Source organism: Azospirillum sp. (assembly GCF_035628975.1).
Lineage (GTDB): Bacteria > Pseudomonadota > Alphaproteobacteria > Azospirillales > Azospirillaceae > Azospirillum.
Window position 1 is genome coordinate 184719 of sequence record NZ_DASPIS010000081.1, and the last position, 18322, is coordinate 203040.

The 18322-nt window shown below is 66.8% G+C and carries 12 protein-coding genes and 2 tRNA genes; 5 read left to right on the top strand and 9 right to left on the bottom strand.

The genetic code is table 11. The features are described 5' to 3' along the window. Positions 1-306: 306 nt before the first annotated feature. Positions 307-1386 (bottom strand): saccharopine dehydrogenase family protein, encoded by a 1080-nt coding sequence (locus tag VD964_RS18070; RefSeq protein WP_324869900.1) that lies wholly within the window; start codon positions 1384-1386, stop codon positions 307-309. Positions 1387-1611: 225 nt separating this feature from the next. On the opposite strand from VD964_RS18070, the gene VD964_RS18075 reads away from it, so the two are divergent. Continuing rightward, positions 1612-2394 (top strand): NlpC/P60 family protein, encoded by a 783-nt coding sequence (locus VD964_RS18075; protein WP_324869901.1) that lies wholly within the window; start codon positions 1612-1614, stop codon positions 2392-2394. Here the strand turns inward: VD964_RS18075 and cobA are convergent. The 4 genes from cobA to nirB all read right to left on the bottom strand — a co-directional run bounded on the left by cobA (position 2296) and on the right by nirB (position 8915). Further along, positions 2296-3084: a uroporphyrinogen-III C-methyltransferase gene (cobA, locus tag VD964_RS18080; RefSeq protein ID WP_324869902.1), complete on the bottom strand. Its 789-nt coding sequence runs from the start codon at positions 3082-3084 to the stop codon at positions 2296-2298. The two genes, VD964_RS18075 and cobA, sit on opposite strands and share 99 nt — an antisense overlap. 250 nt (positions 3085-3334) lie before the next feature. Further along, complete coding sequence (locus tag VD964_RS18085) at positions 3335-6016, bottom strand: molybdopterin-dependent oxidoreductase (protein ID WP_324869903.1); 2682 nt, start codon at positions 6014-6016, stop codon at positions 3335-3337. Continuing rightward, the gene (nirD, locus tag VD964_RS18090; protein ID WP_414637194.1) at positions 6009-6386 is read right to left on the bottom strand and encodes a nitrite reductase small subunit NirD; all 378 of its coding nucleotides are present in this window, start codon (positions 6384-6386) and stop codon (positions 6009-6011) included. The genes VD964_RS18085 and nirD overlap by 8 nt, the downstream gene beginning before the upstream one ends. A 21-nt stretch (positions 6387-6407) precedes the next feature. Then, a complete protein-coding gene (gene nirB / locus VD964_RS18095) occupies positions 6408-8915 on the bottom strand; it encodes a nitrite reductase large subunit NirB (protein WP_324869912.1) in 2508 nt (835 codons plus the stop codon). Positions 8916-9726: 811 nt separating this feature from the next. On the opposite strand from nirB, the gene VD964_RS18100 reads away from it, so the two are divergent. From VD964_RS18100 to VD964_RS18115, 4 genes are all read left to right on the top strand, one after another. Continuing rightward, positions 9727-11118, top strand: coding sequence for a CmpA/NrtA family ABC transporter substrate-binding protein (locus VD964_RS18100; protein ID WP_324869905.1), 1392 nt, complete (start codon positions 9727-9729; stop codon positions 11116-11118). Between the two features lie 161 nt (positions 11119-11279). Next, the gene (locus tag VD964_RS18105; protein WP_324869906.1) at positions 11280-12359 is read left to right on the top strand and encodes an ABC transporter permease; all 1080 of its coding nucleotides are present in this window, start codon (positions 11280-11282) and stop codon (positions 12357-12359) included. Between the two features lie 13 nt (positions 12360-12372). Then, a complete protein-coding gene (locus VD964_RS18110; protein ID WP_324869907.1) occupies positions 12373-14037 on the top strand; it encodes a nitrate ABC transporter ATP-binding protein in 1665 nt (554 codons plus the stop codon). Positions 14038-14138: 101 nt separating this feature from the next. Continuing rightward, complete coding sequence (locus tag VD964_RS18115; RefSeq protein WP_324869908.1) at positions 14139-14975, top strand: aldo/keto reductase; 837 nt, start codon at positions 14139-14141, stop codon at positions 14973-14975. A gap of 375 nt (positions 14976-15350) precedes the next feature. On the opposite strand, the gene VD964_RS18120 is transcribed toward VD964_RS18115, so the two are convergent. From VD964_RS18120 to VD964_RS18135, 4 genes are all read right to left on the bottom strand, one after another. Further along, on the bottom strand, positions 15351-16037 hold the full coding sequence (locus tag VD964_RS18120; RefSeq protein WP_324869909.1) for a hypothetical protein: 687 nt from the start codon (positions 16035-16037) through the stop codon (positions 15351-15353). Between the two features lie 184 nt (positions 16038-16221). Further along, a complete protein-coding gene (locus VD964_RS18125; protein WP_324869910.1) occupies positions 16222-17916 on the bottom strand; it encodes a DUF262 domain-containing HNH endonuclease family protein in 1695 nt (564 codons plus the stop codon). Positions 17917-18094: 178 nt separating this feature from the next. Continuing rightward, positions 18095-18169: transfer RNA gene (locus VD964_RS18130), tRNA-Val, on the bottom strand. A 30-nt stretch (positions 18170-18199) separates the two neighbouring features. After that, positions 18200-18274, bottom strand: a tRNA-Gly gene (locus VD964_RS18135). Positions 18275-18322: the final 48 nt, after the last annotated feature.

Below are 18322 nucleotides of genomic sequence, written 5' to 3' on the forward strand. Positions count from 1 at the left end.
GCCCAAAGGAATGACGCCTCACACCGCGGTTTGGACATCCCAACGGCAACCGCATCAAGGGCTCTGCTGGCATCGGGATCGACGTGGCGCACGACCGCTCTCCATAGCCGGAACGACAGCTGCCACCCTGCATCGAGCGATGCAAAGGGATGGCGACATCGGCTACTGGACCAACAGAACGGCTCTCTACAATGTTCCTGTTGCTGACAATCTCTTATACTTACAGTCAGGGGCCGCCGTCCCCGTCGTCGCGGGAACGGCGGCCCGAACGGGCTCACACGGCGCAGATGCCGACCAAGCCCCCCTTCAGCCCTTGTAATGCCGGCCGAAGCGGTTGTTGAGGAAGGCGTCCAGCGGCACCTGTTCCTGCCGGATGAATCCCGCCTGCGGGATGGAGCCCTCACGCAGCAGGTCCAGCACGGCGCAGATGCCGGCGGCGGTGGTGACCTGGATTGCGCTCCAAGTGCGGCCGGCGATCGGATTGCTGTAGATCTTGGTGGCGAAGGTCTCCTGCCGCAGCTCGCCCTCCTGCATGCCGGTGGCGGTCGCCAGCACCAGCACCACGTCCTGCAGGGTCAGCGGCACCGCGGTTTCCAGCACGTCCTTCAGCAGATGCCGCCGCTCGCCCAGCCGCAGGTCGCGGATCAGCAGGCGGACGATGTCTCGATGGCCGGGATAGCGCACGGTCTTGTAATCGAGGTTCCGCACCTTGCCGGCCAGCGTCTCGCACAGCGAGCCCAGTCCGCCGGAGGTGTTGAACGCCTCGTAATCGACGCCGTCCAGCGCGAAGCGCTCGTCGCCCTCCAGCGGCATCACCTCGTGCGGGCGGCCGTCGATGATGGCCTCGCACGGGTTGCAGTATTCGTTGATCAGCCCGTCGGTGCTCCAGGTCAGATTGTATTTCAGGGCGTTGGTCGGGTATTGCGGCAGGGCGCCGACGCGCAGATGCAGGTTGTGCAGCTCGTCGAAGCGGCGGGCAAGGTCGTGCCCGACGATGGAGATGAAGCCCGGCGCCAGACCGCATTGCGGGATCAGCGCGGTGTTGGCGGTCTCCTCCAGCATCTTCACCTTGCGGGTGGCGGCGACATCCTCGGTCAGGTCCAGATAATGGGCGCCGGCGGCGACGGCGGCGGTCGCGATGGCCGGGGTCAGCGTGAAGGGGCAGGCGCTCAAGACCGCATGCTGGCCTTCCATCGCGGCACGCAGAGAGACCGGATCCTCCACATCGACGCGCGTCACCCGCAGCCCGGCCCGTTCGGCCCGGTACAGCAGCGCCTCGTCCCGGTCGCCGACGGTGACGGCGAAATCGTCGGTCTCGGACAGCAGCGTGCCGATCATCAATCCGATCTTGCCCGCACCCAGAACCAGAACCTTCATCGTTGCCATGTCTCCCGCTCCTCTGTTCAGCCGTTTGTGTTTTGGCGATTGGCTCGCACACAAAAGGTGTCGGCGGATGTGGCCGGGCAGAACCGGGCAATGCGCCGGTCACGCTTCAGATTTCCGGCGGAATGACGGAAACGCCGTTGAAATGACGGACCCGCTTTATCCCTCGCGCGGCATCGGCTGCGGCGCTATCGTCGCAGCCGGTTTCCCCAAGTCCGGCCCGCCGCCATGACCATGCGCCAACTGACCGCCCCGCACGCCGTCCTGCTGGAGGAGCCGCAACACGGCGTTCCCCAGACCAGCGAGATGATCCGGGGCGAGCGCTTCCGCATTCTGGAGGAGCGTGACGGCTGGATGCAGGCGGAGAACGCCTTCGACGGTCATGTCGGCTGGCTGCCGCCGGGCACCGCGCATCGGGAGCCGGTTGCCCCCACCCACCGCGTGCGGGCATTGCGCGCCGACCTGCACCCCGGACCGACGCACAAGGCACCGCCGGTGGCGACACTCAGCTTCGGCTCGCTGGTGGCGCTGGACGGCCGGGCCGAGAACGGTTGGGTCGGCACCGACGACGGGCTGTGGCTGTTCGCGGGATGGCTGGAGCCGGTGGATGCCGCCCCGGCAACCGACCACATCGCCACCGCCCTGCGCTTTCTGGAGACGCCCTATGTCTGGGGCGGGCGCAGCAGCTTCGGCATCGACTGTTCAGGGCTGGTGCTGACTGCAATGGCGGCGGCGGGGGTGGTCTCCCACCACAGCAGCGGGAGGCAGCGAAAGGACGAGCGGCTGGGGGCGTGGGTGTCCGACGATGGCCGTAATGTCATCTATCAGCGCGGCGACATCGTCTTCTTCCCCGGCCATGTCGGGCTGATGGTGGACGGGACGAACCTGCTGCACGCCACCGTCTTCACCATGTCAGTCGTGATCGAACCGCTGAGCGAGGTCGCCAAGCGCGCGGAGATCAACGGAGTCCGCCGTCCCCACCATTTCATTGACGGCATGACGCGGGCGTAGCGCCTCACCCACCAGCAGCAGGGTCGGCCCCTTGCCGGCGGCGACTCCCTGTTCCGCCATCTCGCCGAGCGTCGTCCAGTAGCGCCGCTCGTCGTGCCGGCAACCATTCTCCACCGCCAGCACCGGCGTGTCGGCCGGCAACCCGGCCCCGGTCAGCCCCTGCCCGACCGCGCGCGCCTGCTCGCGCCCCATATAGATCGCCAGCGTGCCCTGCGGATCGGCCAGCCGCGCCCAATCGGGCTCGAACCGCTCGCCGTCGCGGCCATGGGCGGTGACGAAGGTGACGGCGCGCGACACCCCGCGCTTGGTCAGCGACAGCCCGGTCGAGGCGGCGCAACCGAGCGCCGCGGTGATGCCGGGGATGACGCGCACCGGAATGCCGAGGCCGTCGAGATGCTCGATCTCCTCGCCGGCCCGGCCGAACACCATCGGGTCGCCGCCCTTCAGGCGGACGACGCGCTTGCCACGCTGCGCATGGAAGGCGATCAGCGCGTTGATCTCCCCCTGCGGCAGCGAATGGCGGCCGGACCGCTTGCCGACGCAGATGCGCTCCGCCCCAGGGTGGGCGAGGTCGAGGATGCCGTCACCGACCAACGCGTCGTAGAGCACGACCTCGGCGGCGGCCAGCGCCTTTACCGCGGCAACGGTGAGCAGGTCGGGGTCGCCGGGGCCGGCGCCGACCAGCGTCACTTGCCCCCACCTATCTTCGCCTGTTGGGCGTTTCGGTATGAACGCATCCTCCCGCCCTGAACGAGATCCCCTCTCCCCCCCGGGGAGAGGGTTAGGGTGAGGGGGTCGCGCGGCGGCCCTCAACCAAAAATCCACCCTGTGCATCCCCCTCACCCCGACCCTCTCCCCGGGGGGGAGAGGGGGCAGGATCGATGCCTCGCCAACACCCGCACATCGCGGAAAAGCGAGGCGCGCCAACGCCGCGAGACTCTCACGCCACTTCGCGCTGGTGAGCATGACGAAGCACCTCCTTGAGTTCAGGCACGCAGGAACCACAATTCGTGCCGGCCTTCAACGCCGCACCGATCTCCGCCACGCTGGTCAGCCGGCGGTCGCGGATGGCGCCGACCAGCCGGTTGATACCGACGCTGAAGCAGGCGCAGACGATCCGCCCCTCGTCCGCGGCGGCACCCGGCGCCCGCCCGGCGAGCAGACCGGCCCGCGCCCCATCGTCCAGCCCGTCGGCCTCCAGCAACCCGGCGAGCCAGCCGCGCGGCGGCAGGCGTCCGTCGGCGGCGACGAACAGGCAGGCGTCCAGCCGGTCGCCCTCCATCCAGGCCATGCGCAGGTTGCCGCGCGCCTCGTCGCGGAACTCCACAACCGCCCCGGCAGGGTCGAGGCCGGGCAGCCAATCCTCCACAGCCGGGATGGCTCCGATCCCCGCCATCTCCACCAGATGGCCGCCGGCCACGGCGCGGCGCGCCCAATAGCCGCCATGGGCGGGCTCAACCGGATGGCGGGTCAGCAGGAAGGCGGTCCAGTCCGGCCGCCAGGGCTCCACCGTCGCCGGCATCCGCTTCAGGTCCGGCTGGCCGGAAAACGGGTCCACCGCCTCGTCGTCGATCAGCCGGCCGATGACGCAGCCGCCGGTGAAGCGGTCGGTCCAGTGCATCGGCAGGAAGATGGTGCCTTCGCTTTGGGCATCGGTGACATGGACGCGGGCCAGCGCTTCCCCTGCCGCCGTGGCGATGCGGGCCAGTCCGCCGTCGTTCAGCCCCCGCGCGACGGCGTCCGCCGGGTTGATGTCCAGCCGAGGCTCCGGCGCATGGGCGGACAGCCGCGCCGACAGGCCGGTGCGCGTCATGGTGTGCCACTGGTCGCGCAGCCGCCCCGTGTTCAGCAGCAAGGCGCCTTTCGGCACGTTGCGCGGCAGCGGATTCGCCGTCACCGCCAGCATCCGGGCGCGACCGTCCGCGGTGAAGAAGCGGCCATCGCCGAACAGCCGCTTCTGCGGCTCGCTTCCCACCCGCCAGGGCCAGGGGAACGGCGCCAGCGCGTCGTATCCGGCGTCATCCAGTCCGCTCAGCGCCCCGATGTCGAAGGCGCGCGCCCCGCCATTCTCGAAGTCCGACAGCGCCGCATGCTCGCGGAAAACCACGGCAGCAGTCTCGTAGGGAAAGGCCCCGGCGAAGCCCATGCGCCGCGCGACCTGGGTCACGATCCACCAGTCTGCCCGTGCCTCCCCTGCCCCATCCCTGAAAGCCCGCTGGCGCGAGACGGTGCGGTCGGAGTTGGTGACGGTGCCGTCCTTTTCGCTCCAGCCTTTGGCCGGCAGGCGGATATGGGCGAAGCGGCCAGTGTCGGTGTCGCGGATGCAGTCGGAGACCACCACGGTTTCGCAGCGCTCCAGCGCCCGGCGCACCCGGCCGGCGTCGGGCATGCTGACGGCGGGGTTGGTCGCCATGATCCACACCGCCTTGACCGTCCCGGCCTCGATGGCGCGGAACAGGTCGACCGCCTTCAGCCCCGGCTTGTCCGCCATCCGCGGCGCGCTCCAGAAGCGGCCGACCCGGTCGACCTCTTCCGCCGTGAAGCCCATATGGGCGGCCAGCTGGTTCGCCAGCCCGCCGACCTCGCGCCCGCCCATGGCGTTCGGCTGTCCGGTGACGGAGAAGGGACCGCAGCCCGGCCGGCCGATGCGGCCGGTCAGGAAATGCACGTTCAGGATGGTGTTGACGGTGTCGCTGCCCTGGGAGGACTGGTTGACCCCCTGGGAATAGACCGTCACCACCCGCCCGGTCGCCGCGAACTCGGCATAGAAGGCGGCGACCTCGGCCTCCTCCAACCCACAGCGGCGGGCGACCGTCGCCAAATCCGGCGCATCGGCGTGGGCAGCAGCCAGCGCGTCCTCCACCCCCTCGGCATGGGCGGCGGTGAAGCCGGCATCGCAATGGCCGTGCTCATCCAGATAGGCCAGCAGCCCGTTGAACAGCACCGCGTCGGTCCCGGCCTTCAGCGCCAGATGGCGGTCGGCGGCATCGACGCAGTCGGTCCGCCGCGGATCGACCACGACGATGCGCGTTCCCCGCTCCGCCCGCGCCGCCAGCAGCCGCTGGTTCAGCACCGGATGGCACCAGGCGAGGTTCGACCCCACCAGCACCACGAGGTCGGCGCTCTCGAAATCCTCATAGGTCCCCGGCACCGCGTCGGCGCCAAGCCCACGCTTGTGCCCGACCACCGAGGACGCCATGCACAGCCGCGAGTTGGTGTCGATGTTCGCCGAGCCAATGAAGCCCTTCATCAGCTTGTTGGCGACGTAGTAATCCTCGGTCAGCAGCTGGCCGGAGACATAGAAGGCGACCGAATCCGGCCCATGCTTGGCGATGGTGTCGGAAAAGCGCCGGGCCACCTCGTCCAGCGCCTCGTCCCACGACACGCGCCGGTTCCCGATCTCGGGATGGAGCAAGCGCCCCTCCGGCACCAGCGTGTCGGCCAGCGCCGATCCCTTGGAGCAGAGCCGGCCCCGGTTCGCCGGGTGGTCGGCATCGCCGCGCACGGTGACGGCGCCATTCGCCTTCACCGTCGCGGTCACCCCGCACCCGACCCCGCAATAGGGACAGGTGGTCTTCACCTCCCGTTGTCCGCCGGAGGCAAGCTCCGCTCCGTCAAACATGGCCGCAGGCCTTGCGGCAGCCGCCGCGCGACAGCTTGGCTTCGCCGAGCGCAATGGCGACGCTGCGTCCCTCCACCCGCACCGGAACATGGCCGGTGCGGCCCTCGTCGGGGGCGACGGCCTCGCCGGTCGCCAGCTCGATCACCCAGTTGTGCAGCGGGCAGGTGACGCGGCGGCCGTGGACGATGCCCTGGGACAGCGGCCCCCGCTTGTGCGGGCAGACATCCTCCAGCGCGAAGACCTCGTCGGCCGCCGTGCGGAACAACGCGATGTCGCCGTCGGGGGTGCGGACGACGCGCGACCCCAGCACGGGGATGTCGTCGATTGTGCCGACCAGGGTCCAGACCGTTTCAGCAGCGGCGTTTTCCATGATGATGCTGTCCATGATCGGTTACCCCACTTCGGCGAGCAGATTGAATTCGTGACGATCGACGCCCTTGGCGGCGCGCTCGGCCCACGGGTCGTCCTGCGAGAAGGTCTGCGAGAACAGGAAGCGCGCGTTCAACGCCCGCCGCCGCTCCGGATCATCGACCAGCGCCGCCTTGATGTGGTCGAGGCCGACCCGCTCCACCCACGGCGCGGTGCGCTCCAGATAGCGGGCCTCCTCGCGGTACAGCTGCATGAAGGCGCCGGTGTATTCCAGCACCTCCTCCTCGGTGGCGACGCGGACCAGCAGGTCGCAGGCCCGGACATGCAGGCCGCCGTTGCCGCCGACATGCAGCTCGTAGCCGCTGTCGATGCACACCACGCCCAGGTCCTTGATCGTCGCCTCGGCGCAGTTGCGCGGGCAGCCGGACACCGCCAGCTTGACCTTGTGCGGGGTCCATGTGCCCCAGGTCATGCGTTCCAGCTTCACACCCAGCCCGGTCGAGTCCTGCGTCCCGAAGCGGCACCATTCCGACCCGACGCAGGTCTTCACCGTGCGCAGCCCCTTGGCATAGGCATGGCCGGACACCATTCCAGCGGCGTTCAGATCGGCCCAGACCGCCGGCAGATCCTCCTTCTTCACGCCGAACAGGTCGATGCGCTGGCCACCGGTGACCTTCACGGTGGGGATGGCGAACTTGTCGACCACATCGGCGATGGCACGAAGTTCCGCCGCAGTCGTCAGGCCGCCCCACATGCGCGGCACGACCGAATAGGTGCCGTCCTTCTGGATGTTGGCGTGGGCGCGCTCGTTGATGTAGCGCGACTGGTAATCGTCCCGGTACTCGCCCGGCCAGGCGCACAGCAGGTAATAGTTCAGCGCCGGCCGGCAGGAGGCGCAGCCGTCGGGCGTCGTCCATTCCATCGCCTGGAACACCTCGGCCATGGTCTTCAGCCCGCGGTCGACGATGGCCACCCGCACCGCGTCATGGGTGTGGTGCGTGCATTTGCACATCGGCTTGACCTTGGGCGCCGCTTTGAAGCCGTCGCCCAGCGTGACCGCCAGCAGCCGCTCCACCGTGCCGGAGCAGCCGCCGCAGGAGGCTGACGCCTTGGTGTGCGCCTTCACCTCGTCCAGGCTGGTCAGGCCCTTTTCGGTGATCGCCTTGACGATGGTGCCCTTGCAGACGCCGTTGCAGCCGCAGATTTCGGCAGAGTCGGGCAATGCTGCGATGGCGGCGTTCGGGTCACCGGCGTCGGCGCTGCCGAACCCCTGCCCGAAGATCATGGTGTCGCGCTCGACCGACACGTCGACGCCGTCCTTCAGCAGCGAGAAGTACCAGGCGCCGTCCTTGGTATCGCCATACAGCACGGCGCCCAGCAGCTTGCCGTCCTTCAGCACCAGCCGCTTGTAGACGCCGCGCGCCGCATCGCGGAACACGATGTCCTCGGTCCCCGCCCCGCCCGAGAAATCGCCGGCCGAGAACACGTCGACACCGGTGACCTTCAGCTTGGTCGAGGTGACGGAGCCGGTGTAGGCGGCACCCTCCCCGCCCGCGAGGTCGTGGGCCAGTACCTTCGCCATTTCGAACAGCGGGGCGACGAGGCCCCAGGTGACGCCGCGATGCTCGACGCATTCGCCGACCGCGTAGATCGACGGGTCGCTGGTGCGCATCTGGTCGTCCACCCGGATGCCGCGCCCGCACTCCAGCCCGGCCGCCTTGCCCAGCGCCATGTTGGGGCGGATGCCCACCGCCATCACGACGATGTCGGCCGGCAGCTCGCGCCCGTCCTTCAGCCGCACCGCGCTGACCCACTCATCGCCCACGATCTCGGCGGTATCGGCACCGGTCAGCACCTCGATGCCGCGGCGCTCCAACTCGCGCTGCAGCAGCATGCCGGCGGACGGGTCGAGCTGGCGCTCCATCAGCGTCGGCATCAGGTGGACGACGGTGACTTCCATCCCCTTGACCCGCAGGCCGTTGGCAGCCTCCAGCCCAAGAAGACCGCCGCCGATCACCACGGCGCGGCCGCCCTTCGCCGCCGCCGCCAGCATGGCGTCGACATCGGCCAGATCGCGGAAGCCGATGACGCCCGGCAGGGTCGAACCCGGCACCGGGATGATGAAGGGCATGGAACCGGTGGCGATCAGCAGTTTGTCATAGGGAACGACGCGACCCGACTGCGAAACCACCGTCTTGGCTTCGCGGTCGATGCCCTCCACCGGCTCGCCGGTCAGCAGGGTGATGCCGTTGGCGTCATACCAGTCACGGCTGTTCAGCACGATCTGGTCGAAGGTCTTTTCCCCCGCCAGCACCGGCGACAGCATGATGCGGTTGTAGTTGGGATGCGGCTCGGCCCCGAAGACGGTGACCTCGTAGCGGCCCGGCGCCTTGGCCAGCAGTTCTTCCACCGTCTTCATGCCGGCCATGCCGTTGCCGACAACCACCAGCCGCTCCCTGGCCGGGCCGGCGTTGCGCAGTTCGGCCTCGTTGAGTTCGGCGGCGGGCCCGTTGTTCGATGAGAGATGCATGTCCATGGCGCGTCTGCCTCGTCTATCGTGTCCGGCCTGCTGCAAAGTCAGGCACGGGGCCAAAAAGAAAGGCGTCCGAACGGGCCTGAGTCCCTGCCCCGCGAGTGACTCGCGAAGATGGGTGCAGACCTGTTCGGACGCCGTTGTCCGGGCGGTTCGTCGTCGAACCAGAGCCAATTCCGCGCGTCGTCGCACGGTTTCGGCGGGTGTCGCGGGCACTGGCGACGTTGCTGGCGCCCGCTGTTGTCTCGCCACTCCCTTCGCAATCCGCGTGCCAATCCCTTCGCAAGCGGACGGCTTCGGGAAAACTCCAAGGATTCCGCGGGGTCGCGCCCTGCTTTGCACCCGATACCTAGGTGCCTGATTTCGGATCATCCTTAGGTATTGCACAAAGTATGACCACGCAGACCTGTGTGCGCCGCAAAAATCGGCAGGCGGCGCGATGGTGGCGGCGGGCACCTCATACCTTCCGCCGGGTCATAGCCAACGGAATCAACCGCTCCGGCCCATTTTTCCGCAAAAGCCATCCTTTGGCATGAGGCTTGCGAAGAGGGAGGCCAGAGACGCGCCAACGACGGTGCGTGCATCCCAAGCGTCCAATGATGGGCCAGCCCCGGCAGTGTTGCCGACCCCGGTATCGACAGGCCTTGTGGCAAGGCTTTTCCGGTCGATCCCGCTGGACGCTTTCGACGGCCAAGGTGCCCCACCACCATCTGCCCGAAAAACAGCCAGTCCGGGACTTGCCCAGAAAATCGATGCCGGTGTCGCACGCCCGACCGCTGGTCCGGATTTCAGAGATGGAGCAACCGACGTGGCCCAGACCCTTCCCACCCTTCGCCACCTACTCGCATCCGCCGCTGCCGTCGTTGCGCTGACGGCAGGCGTCTCTGCTTATGCCGCCCCGCTCGACGTCGAGAAGGACCAGCTGAAGCTGGGATTCATCAAGCTGACCGACATGGCGCCGCTCGCCATTGCCGCCGAAAAGGGCTTCTTCGAGGATGAAGGCCTGTCGGTGACGCTGGAGCCGCAGGCGAACTGGAAGGTCCTGCTCGACCGCGTGATTTCCGGCGAACTGGACGGCGCCCACATGCTGGCCGGCCAGCCGCTGGGCGCCACCATCGGCTTCGGCACCAAGGCGCACATCGTCACCGCCTTCTCCATGGACCTGAACGGCAACGGCATCACGTTGTCGAACGACGTCTGGCAGAAGATGAAGGCCAATGTGCCGAAGGGTGCCGACGGCAAGCCGGTCCACCCGATCAAGGCCGACGCGCTGAAGCCGGTGATCGCCCAGTACAAGGCCGAGGGCAAGCCCTTCAACATGGGCATGGTCTTCCCGGTCTCGACCCACAATTACGAGCTGCGCTACTGGCTGGCCGCTGGCGGGATCAGCCCCGGCTTCTACAGCCCGACCGACGTGTCGGGCCAGATCGGCGCCGACGCGCTGCTCTCCGTCACCCCGCCGCCGCAGATGCCGGCGACGCTGGAGGCCGGCACCATCTACGGCTACAGCGTGGGCGAGCCGTGGAACCAGCAGGCGGTGATGAAGGGCATCGGCGTGCCGGTGATCACTGACACCGAGATCTGGAAGAACAACCCCGAGAAGGTCTTCGGCGTCACCGGCGACTGGGCTGGCAAGAACCCCAAGACCCATCTGGCCGTCGTCAAGGCGCTGATCCGCGCCGCCCAGTGGCTGGACGAGAATAACAACGCCAACCGCGCCGAGGCCGTGAAGATCCTGGCCAAACCCGAATATGTCGGCGCGGACGCCAAGGTGATCGCCAACTCGATGACCGGCACCTTCGAGTATGAGAAGGGCGACAAGCGCGACGTCCCCGACTTCAACGTCTTCTTCCGCTACAACGCCACATATCCCTTCTATTCCGACGCCGTCTGGTACCTGACCCAGATGCGCCGCTGGGGCCAGATCGCCGAGGCCAAGCCCGATGCCTGGTACGACGAGACCGCCCGCAAGGTCTACAAGCCCGACGTCTATCTCCAGGCAGCCAAGTTGCTGGTCGAGGAAGGCAAGGTCAAGGAGGCCGACTTCCCGTGGAAGAGCGACGGCTATAAGCCGGTGGATAACGGCTTCATCGACGGCATCCCGTACGACGGCCGCAAGCCCAACGACTACCTCGCCAAGCAGCCCATCGGCCTGAAGGGCGACCAGAAAGTCGAGGGCGGTCAGGTGGTGGGGGGCTGAGCAACATTGCCCCCACCTGCCCAATCCTCCCTCTCCCCCCGGGGAGAGGGTCGGGGTGAGGGGGGAGGCACACGCCGAACTGATTTCGGCTGCGCCGAACCCCCTCATCCTAACCTTCTCCCCAGGGGGGAGAAGGGATCCTGCCGAAGGGACACCCCGCCATGACCAGCCTGACCGACACCGCCTCCGACCTCGCCCGCGCCCAGCGCAAGGCGCGCCGCACGCACACCCTGAACCGCATCGCCTCCGCCCTGAACACCGTCGGCCTCGGCTGGCTGGCGCCGCTGCTGCGGCTTGCCGCCGGCGAGAATCCGCGCCAGCAGGGCGTAGAGCTGTGGCGCCAGATGGGCATCCCGCTGACCGCCATCCTGCTGTTCCTCGCCGCCTGGGGCTGGGCCGCCCCACAGGTGCAGACCAGCCTGGGTGCCATCCCCGGCCCGGCCCAGGTGTGGGAGCAGGCCACCAACCTCTACGCCGACCACAAGGCCGAACGCGCCAAGGAAGCCGCCTTCTACGAGCGGCAAAGCAAGCGCAATGCCGAGCTTCTGGCGAAGGACCCGAAGGCGGAGGTGAAGACCCGCCCCTATGCCGGCAAGCCGACCTACATCGACCAGATCTTCACCAGCCTGAAGACGGTCTTCACCGGCTTCCTGCTGGGCGCCTTGGTGGCGGTGCCGCTGGGTGTCGCGAGCGGCCTGTCGCCGACCGTCAACGCCGCGATCAACCCGCTGATCCAGATCTTCAAGCCGGTGTCGCCGCTGGCCTGGCTGCCGCTGGTCACCATGGTCGTCAGCGCCACCGTGTCGGGCAGCGACCCGCTGTTCGAGAAGTCGTTCCTGACCTCCGCCATCACCGTCACGCTGTGCTCGCTGTGGCCGACCCTGATCAACACCGCGGTCGGCGTGTCCTCCATCGACCGCGACCTGATGAATGTCGGCAAGGTGCTGCAGCTGTCCGGCCCCACCATGGTGCGCCGCCTCGTGCTGCCGTCCGCCCTACCCTACATCTTCACCGGGCTGCGGCTGTCGCTGGGCGTGGGCTGGATGGTGCTGATCGCCGCGGAGATGCTGGCCCAGAACCCCGGCCTCGGCAAATTCGTGTGGGACGAGTTCCAGAACGGCTCCTCCAACTCGCTGGCCAAGATCATGGTGGCGGTCTTCACCATCGGCCTGATCGGCTTCCTGCTCGACCGCGTGATGCTGGCGCTCCAGTCCGCCGTCAGCCACAGCCCCGCCCGCTAAGGAGACCACGACCATGGCGATCCTGGACCTGAAGGGCGTGTCGAAGTCCTACGGCGGCACCACCGTGTTGCGCGACATCGACCTGTCGATCGAAGAGGGCGAGTTCGTCGCCATCGTCGGCTTCTCCGGCTCCGGCAAGTCGACGCTGATCAACCTGATCGCCGGACTGGCGATGCCGGACGCCGGCGAGGTGCTCTATCGCGGCAAGCCGGTCACCGGCCCCGGCCCGGAACGCGGTCTGGTGTTCCAGTCCTATTCGCTGATGCCCTGGCTCAGCGTGAAGGAGAATGTCGCGCTCGCCGTCGACGCCGTCCACAAGGCGAAGGGCGGCGCCGAACGCGGCGTCCTGACCCGCCGGGCGGTGGAGACGGTGGGCCTCGGCCACGCCACCGACCGCCGGCCGAAGGAGCTGTCGGGCGGCATGCGCCAGCGCGTCGGCTTCGCCCGCGCGCTCGCCATGAGCCCGGAGATGCTGCTGCTGGACGAGCCGCTATCGGCGCTCGACGCGCTGACCCGCGCCAAGTTGCAGGACGAGATCGAGGCGATCTGGCGCAAGGACCGCAAGACCGTCATCCTCATCACCAACGATGTGGACGAGGCGATCTTGCTGGCCGACCGCATCATCCCGCTGACGCCCGGCCCCAACGCGACGCTCGGCCCCGCCTTCACCGTCGACCTGCCCCGCCCGCGCGACCGCACCGCCGTCAACCATGACGAGGATTTCAAGCGCCTGCGCGCCGAGGTCACCGCCTATCTGATGGAGGTCGGCGTCGCCCGCGGCACCGGCGGCGATGACGGGCTCACCCTGCCCGACGTGAAGCCGATCACCGCCGCCCCGCCGCCCAAGGCCTATATCGAGGCGATGGGCGGGCGTGGGATGGAAGACCGCTATCTGGAATTCACCCGCCTGACCAAGACCTTCGCCACGCCGAAGGGGCCGCTGACCGTGGTGGACGGCTTCGACCTGAAGATGCGCAAGGGGGAGTTCGTGTCGCTGATCGGCCATTCCGGCTGCGGCAAGTCCACCGTGCTGTCCATGGTGGCGGGCCTTGCCGACGTGACCAGCGGCGGCATCGTGCTGGACGGCAAGGAGGTGGATGGCGCCGGCCCCGACCGCGCCGTGGTGTTCCAGGCCCCCAGCCTGTTCCCGTGGCTGACCGCTTACGAGAACGTCATGCTGGGCGTCGACCGCGTCTATCCCCATGCGAACAAGGGCGAGCGCGCCGACATCGCCCGCTATTATCTCGCTCGCGTCGGTCTGGGCGATGCCATGGACAAGAAGGCGGCGGAGCTGTCCAACGGCATGAAGCAGCGCGTCGGCATCGCCCGCGCCTTCGCCCTGTCGCCTAAGTTGCTGCTGCTGGACGAGCCCTTCGGCATGCTCGACAGCCTGACCCGCTGGGAGTTGCAGGAGGTGCTGATGGAGGTGTGGGCGCGCACCAAGGTCACCGCCGTCTGCGTCACCCACGACGTGGACGAGGCGCTGCTGCTGGCCGACCGGGTGGTGATGATGACCAACGGACCCAACGCCAAGATCGGCCACATCCTGTCCGTCGACATCCCCCATCCGCGCACCCGCCAAGCCCTGCTGGAACACCCGCGCTATTACGACTACCGCGAGGAGTTGCTGAACTTCCTGGAAGGCGGCCACGCCGGAGCGCCGAAGAAGGCGGCCTGAGCCGCTTCCATCTTCCGGAAATCCCACCGAATAGGCATTGGACAAGCTGGCTCCACGGGGCCAGCTTGTTGTTTTTCGGGATGACGGACGAGGGACCAGAGATGAAGCGCGTGACCCTGCCGGACGGCACCGACGTTCCGGCTCTCGGCCAGGGCACCTGGATGATGGCGGAAGGGCGCGGCGACCGCGCCGCCGAGATCGCCGCCATTCGGGCCGGCATCGACCACGGCATGACCCTGATCGACACTGCCGAGATGTACGGCGATGGCGCCTCTGAGGAACTGGTGGGCGAGGCGATCGCCGGCAGGCGCGACGGCCTGTTCATCGTCACCAAGGTCCTGCCCAGCAACGCGTCCCGCATCGGCACGGTGAAGGCCTGCGAGCGCAGCCTGAAGCGGCTGGGGATCGACCGCATCGACCTCTACCTGCTGCACTGGCGCGGCGGCGTGCCTTTGGAGGAAACGGTGGAGGCGTTCGAACTGCTGCGCCAGTCCGGCAAGATCGCCCGCTGGGGCGTCTCCAACTTCGACGTTGATGATCTGGAGGAACTGGGGGAAGCCACCGACCTGCGCGGCTGCGCCGTCAATCAGGTGCTCTACAACCCAGAACACCGCGGCATCGAATACGACCTGCTGCCCTTCCAGCACACGGCGCGGATGCCGGTGATGGCCTATTCCCCGATCGGCCAGGGCGGCCGCCTGCTGCGCTCCCCCGCCTTGCTGGCGGTTGCGAAGCGGCACAAAGCCACCCCGGCACAGGTGGCGCTGGCCTGGGCGCTGCGCCAGCAGGGCGTGATCGCGATCCCCAAGGCGGGATCCACGGCGCACGCCATCGAGAACGCCGAGGCCGTGAAGCTGACCCTGACAGGCGAGGACATCGCGGAGATCGACCGGGCCTTCCCGCCGCCGAAGCGCAAGCAACCGCTGGCGATGATTTGAAGTTGGCTGCGCCCTCACTTCGGTAAATCGCACTTTGGTTTCGTTCACGGACAAATCCCCCTCTCCCGTTGGGGAGAGAGGGAGCACCGTCGGTCGAATATCACTTCGGGTGAAGATGCCCTCACCCATCGATCAATACCCAAAAGTGGGATGCCGGCCACCGACGCCGTATCCTCCGCCAACAGCAGGTCGCCCAGACAGGACCGGCCTATCCACGGATCCCCACCGCCGGATTGCAGGCCGAACAGTTCCATCATCACGCCGATCATCTCGGAGTTGCCTGCCTCTGAACAGCGCCCTTAGCCCGCCCAGACGCTTGAGGCGATGTCTGGATCTGGACCGACAGACGCTCCTGAAATGAACATCGCCCTCTTCTTACGCGAGAGCCAGCGAACGAAAGCGATGGGCCACCGACAAGCGTTCCGACTTCGGGATGGGGCGCTGCCCGGTAACCGCCGCGATCCGCAGGGCGGCAATGATGCCGGGGAACATGTGGGAATGCCCCTGCCGCCGCATCTCGCCCGGATCGCGCATCACCTCTTCCGGGTACCACAGAGCCAGCGCATCCACACCATAATCCAGCGTGATCGTGCAGATTCGGTCGAACAGTTCGACCACGGCGTCACGCCCGGCATCAATCTCCACCACGGGAGTGAAGAAGGTCAGGCCGGCGCGCAGAATAGCGTCACGATTGCGAACCGCGTCGTCTGCCGCCGCGTCCAGCGCACCACGGATCGTTTCCTCGCGCGCGCCCAGCACGGTCTTTTGCTGCTTTGCCTCGATGACAATTTCATTGTCGGTCTTCGGACAGCGTGCCCATAGGTCGCCGCGGCCATGTGTGGATGCCTGGCCTCGGCCTTTCCAGTTTACGTACTCCTCAACCGCAATCAGATTATTCTGCCAGAACGCTGCCGCGAACAGCGACAGCGTTGCCCGCTCGTTGTATGCGTGTCCGAAATCCTCCCAGCCCTGAACGTCCGCGTAACGCTCCAGATTGGCAAGGAATGTCTTCAGCACCGGCCGGAGGAACTGGACCCGTTTGGAACACGCCACACTACGCATACAATCTTACTCCGATATCCAAGATTGGATATCAACTCTCGTACAGAGATTGCAAAAAAACCTTTAATACAAGCTGTGTAAGCCGCTGTCAAATCGTCGCAGAAGAAAGGAGAATGAGATAATTCGTTTATTGGTTGATTTGCACCAGGAGTTTTTGCAACTTCTCGTGAGCCACTGCAAAGTCTCACCTGACATTGAGCTGCCACTCTTCGGCAAGCGTGCCCAGCAGCGTCCGCTGACGGTTCTCCAGCAGTTCGGGTGTCCACTGCTCGATGCTCAGCACCTGGGTCGTGAGGGCGAAGGTGGCGACGCGGCCGCGGGTGAAATATTCGCGCTTCTTACGGTCGAAGGTAAAGTTGCTGGCCTGGGCGTTCTTGCGTCCGCTCAGCAGAACCAGATTGGCAAGCCGGTGGGTCCAGCCGATCCGCTCCCCCTCGTCGGGGAACAGCCGCAGCCACTCGCTGCCGGGAGCCGGGTTCTGCGGCAGGACGTGCTCCACGGTGACCAGCGGCACCTCGTGCACCACGCCGTCGTCGGACAGCAGGGCGTCGAGCCGGAGCAGCAGCGGCAGCCGGACGCGAGTCACCTCGTAGATGTTGCCGTTCAACAGGTCCAGCGTCTCCCGCTGTTCCATGGCACTGAGTTGGAGGGGCGAACCTTCGGCTCCGAGCAGGTCCCCGCTGTCGATGGACTGGAGAAGGCGTGCGTAGCGGGCAATCCGGTCGGTGGACCAGACGCGGCGGATGAACAGACTGTAGGCCAGCCGCTCCAGGCCATGGGTGAAGGCCAGCAGCGCCGCCGGGTTGCCGCGGTGGCGCGCGAAGTACAGCACCGCCGGTGGAATCCAGTCCGCATTGTCCAGGCGGCCGAGATAGCGCAGGCGGGCGTTGATCGCTTTGACCTGGGCCTCGTTCCCGCCCTGGTACTCGGCCGCGCGCACCTCCGCGAAGGCTTCGGCGTAGGGGGCTAGCTTATCGTCGATGAATGCGGCGGGTGCGGCGGCCGGCCTGACCTGTTGCTGCATTTCTTCGACCAGCGAGCGCTGTGCCTTTGCCTTCACCTCGATCATACGGATATGGCCGAACAGGTCGGTGAAACCGTCGCGGGTCAGTTCCTCCTCGATGTCCTCCCAGATCTCGGTGTAATCGGCACGTTGCGTTTCGGGCAGTGCGCCGATCACGTCGGCCTTCAGGATGTCAGTGGGCGAAAGGTCGAGACCTCGGTTGTTCATGACCGAGAAGATGCGGAACGCCGACTGCTGATCACTCGCAGACACGACCACGAGGTAGCAGCGCTGGATCAGGAATGTGGCGAGCCGGTCGCGTTCCGCCGCCGTCATTGCGGACAGCTTCTTGTTAAGGAAAAGTGCGTTTTCGCGGATCCGGCATTGCGAATCGTTTTGATACCGATCGTCGCCGTGCGCGCCCAGGCCACCCCTTTCCTGCACCAAACGCTGGAAATACAGACGATCCTGGTCCCGCAATTGCAAGCGGAAGCGGTCGACCGCACCGGTCAGCGGATTGCCCTCCTCGCAGACCAGCGAATGCAGCGTGTCGGCGACTCTGGCCTGCGCGAGTTCACGCAAAACCGCAAACAGGATGGTCAGCGTGGTCAGCCGCTGCTGTCCATCGACCACATCGGCTTCGGCACGATCCGGGGCCTTGATGAGGACGATGCTGCCGAGGAAATAGGGGGAAACGTCGGTGATCTGGCGGCGCGGGTCATCCCCCGCCAGGGCATTCCGCAGATCCTCGAGAAGTTCGCCCACCTGCTCCGTCTTCCACGCGTAGGGACGCTGATAAGTTGGAATGCGGAACCAAAAATCGTTGCAGAAGATATTCAGCAGCGCGCGCTCTTCCGCTTTGATCGTATTGGGCATGGCAAACTCCTTTTCGGGAGCCTGACATTAGCCAATGGACGCGCGCACTGGTAGATCCAGATGAAGAGATATGCTTATTTGCGTGCACCCTACTGTGTTTGGCCGTATCCAAAAGCTTGGAGCCCGACCCCCAAAATGGCGAAGGCCGCCAACCCGTTCCGGTTGGCGGCCTTCAGAATGGTGGTCCCGACTGGGATTGAACCAGTGACCCCTACGATGTCAACGTAGTGCTCTCCCGCTGAGCTACGAGACCACGGGAAACCAAAAACTGTCGCTCCAGTAATGGAGCGGGCGAAGGGATTCGAACCCTCGACCCCAACCTTGGCAAGGTTGTGCTCTACCCCTGAGCTACGCCCGCAAAGTGGCGCGAGTGACGGGACTTGAACCCGCGGCCTCCGGCGTGACA

Coding starts and splice junctions, on each gene's coding strand:
- VD964_RS18105 (WP_324869906.1), top strand. CDS start 11,280: ATGACCAGCCTGACCGACACCGCCTCCGACCTCGCCCGCGCCCAGCGC.
- VD964_RS18125 (WP_324869910.1), bottom strand. CDS start 17,916: ATGCCCAATACGATCAAAGCGGAAGAGCGCGCGCTGCTGAATATCTTC.
- VD964_RS18085 (WP_324869903.1), bottom strand. CDS start 6,016: ATGTTTGACGGAGCGGAGCTTGCCTCCGGCGGACAACGGGAGGTGAAG.
- nirB (WP_324869912.1), bottom strand. CDS start 8,915: ATGCATCTCTCATCGAACAACGGGCCCGCCGCCGAACTCAACGAGGCC.
- nirD (WP_414637194.1), bottom strand. CDS start 6,386: ATGGAAAACGCCGCTGCTGAAACGGTCTGGACCCTGGTCGGCACAATC.
- VD964_RS18110 (WP_324869907.1), top strand. CDS start 12,373: ATGGCGATCCTGGACCTGAAGGGCGTGTCGAAGTCCTACGGCGGCACC.
- VD964_RS18075 (WP_324869901.1), top strand. CDS start 1,612: ATGACCATGCGCCAACTGACCGCCCCGCACGCCGTCCTGCTGGAGGAG.
- VD964_RS18120 (WP_324869909.1), bottom strand. CDS start 16,037: ATGCGTAGTGTGGCGTGTTCCAAACGGGTCCAGTTCCTCCGGCCGGTG.
- VD964_RS18115 (WP_324869908.1), top strand. CDS start 14,139: ATGAAGCGCGTGACCCTGCCGGACGGCACCGACGTTCCGGCTCTCGGC.
- VD964_RS18070 (WP_324869900.1), bottom strand. CDS start 1,386: ATGGCAACGATGAAGGTTCTGGTTCTGGGTGCGGGCAAGATCGGATTG.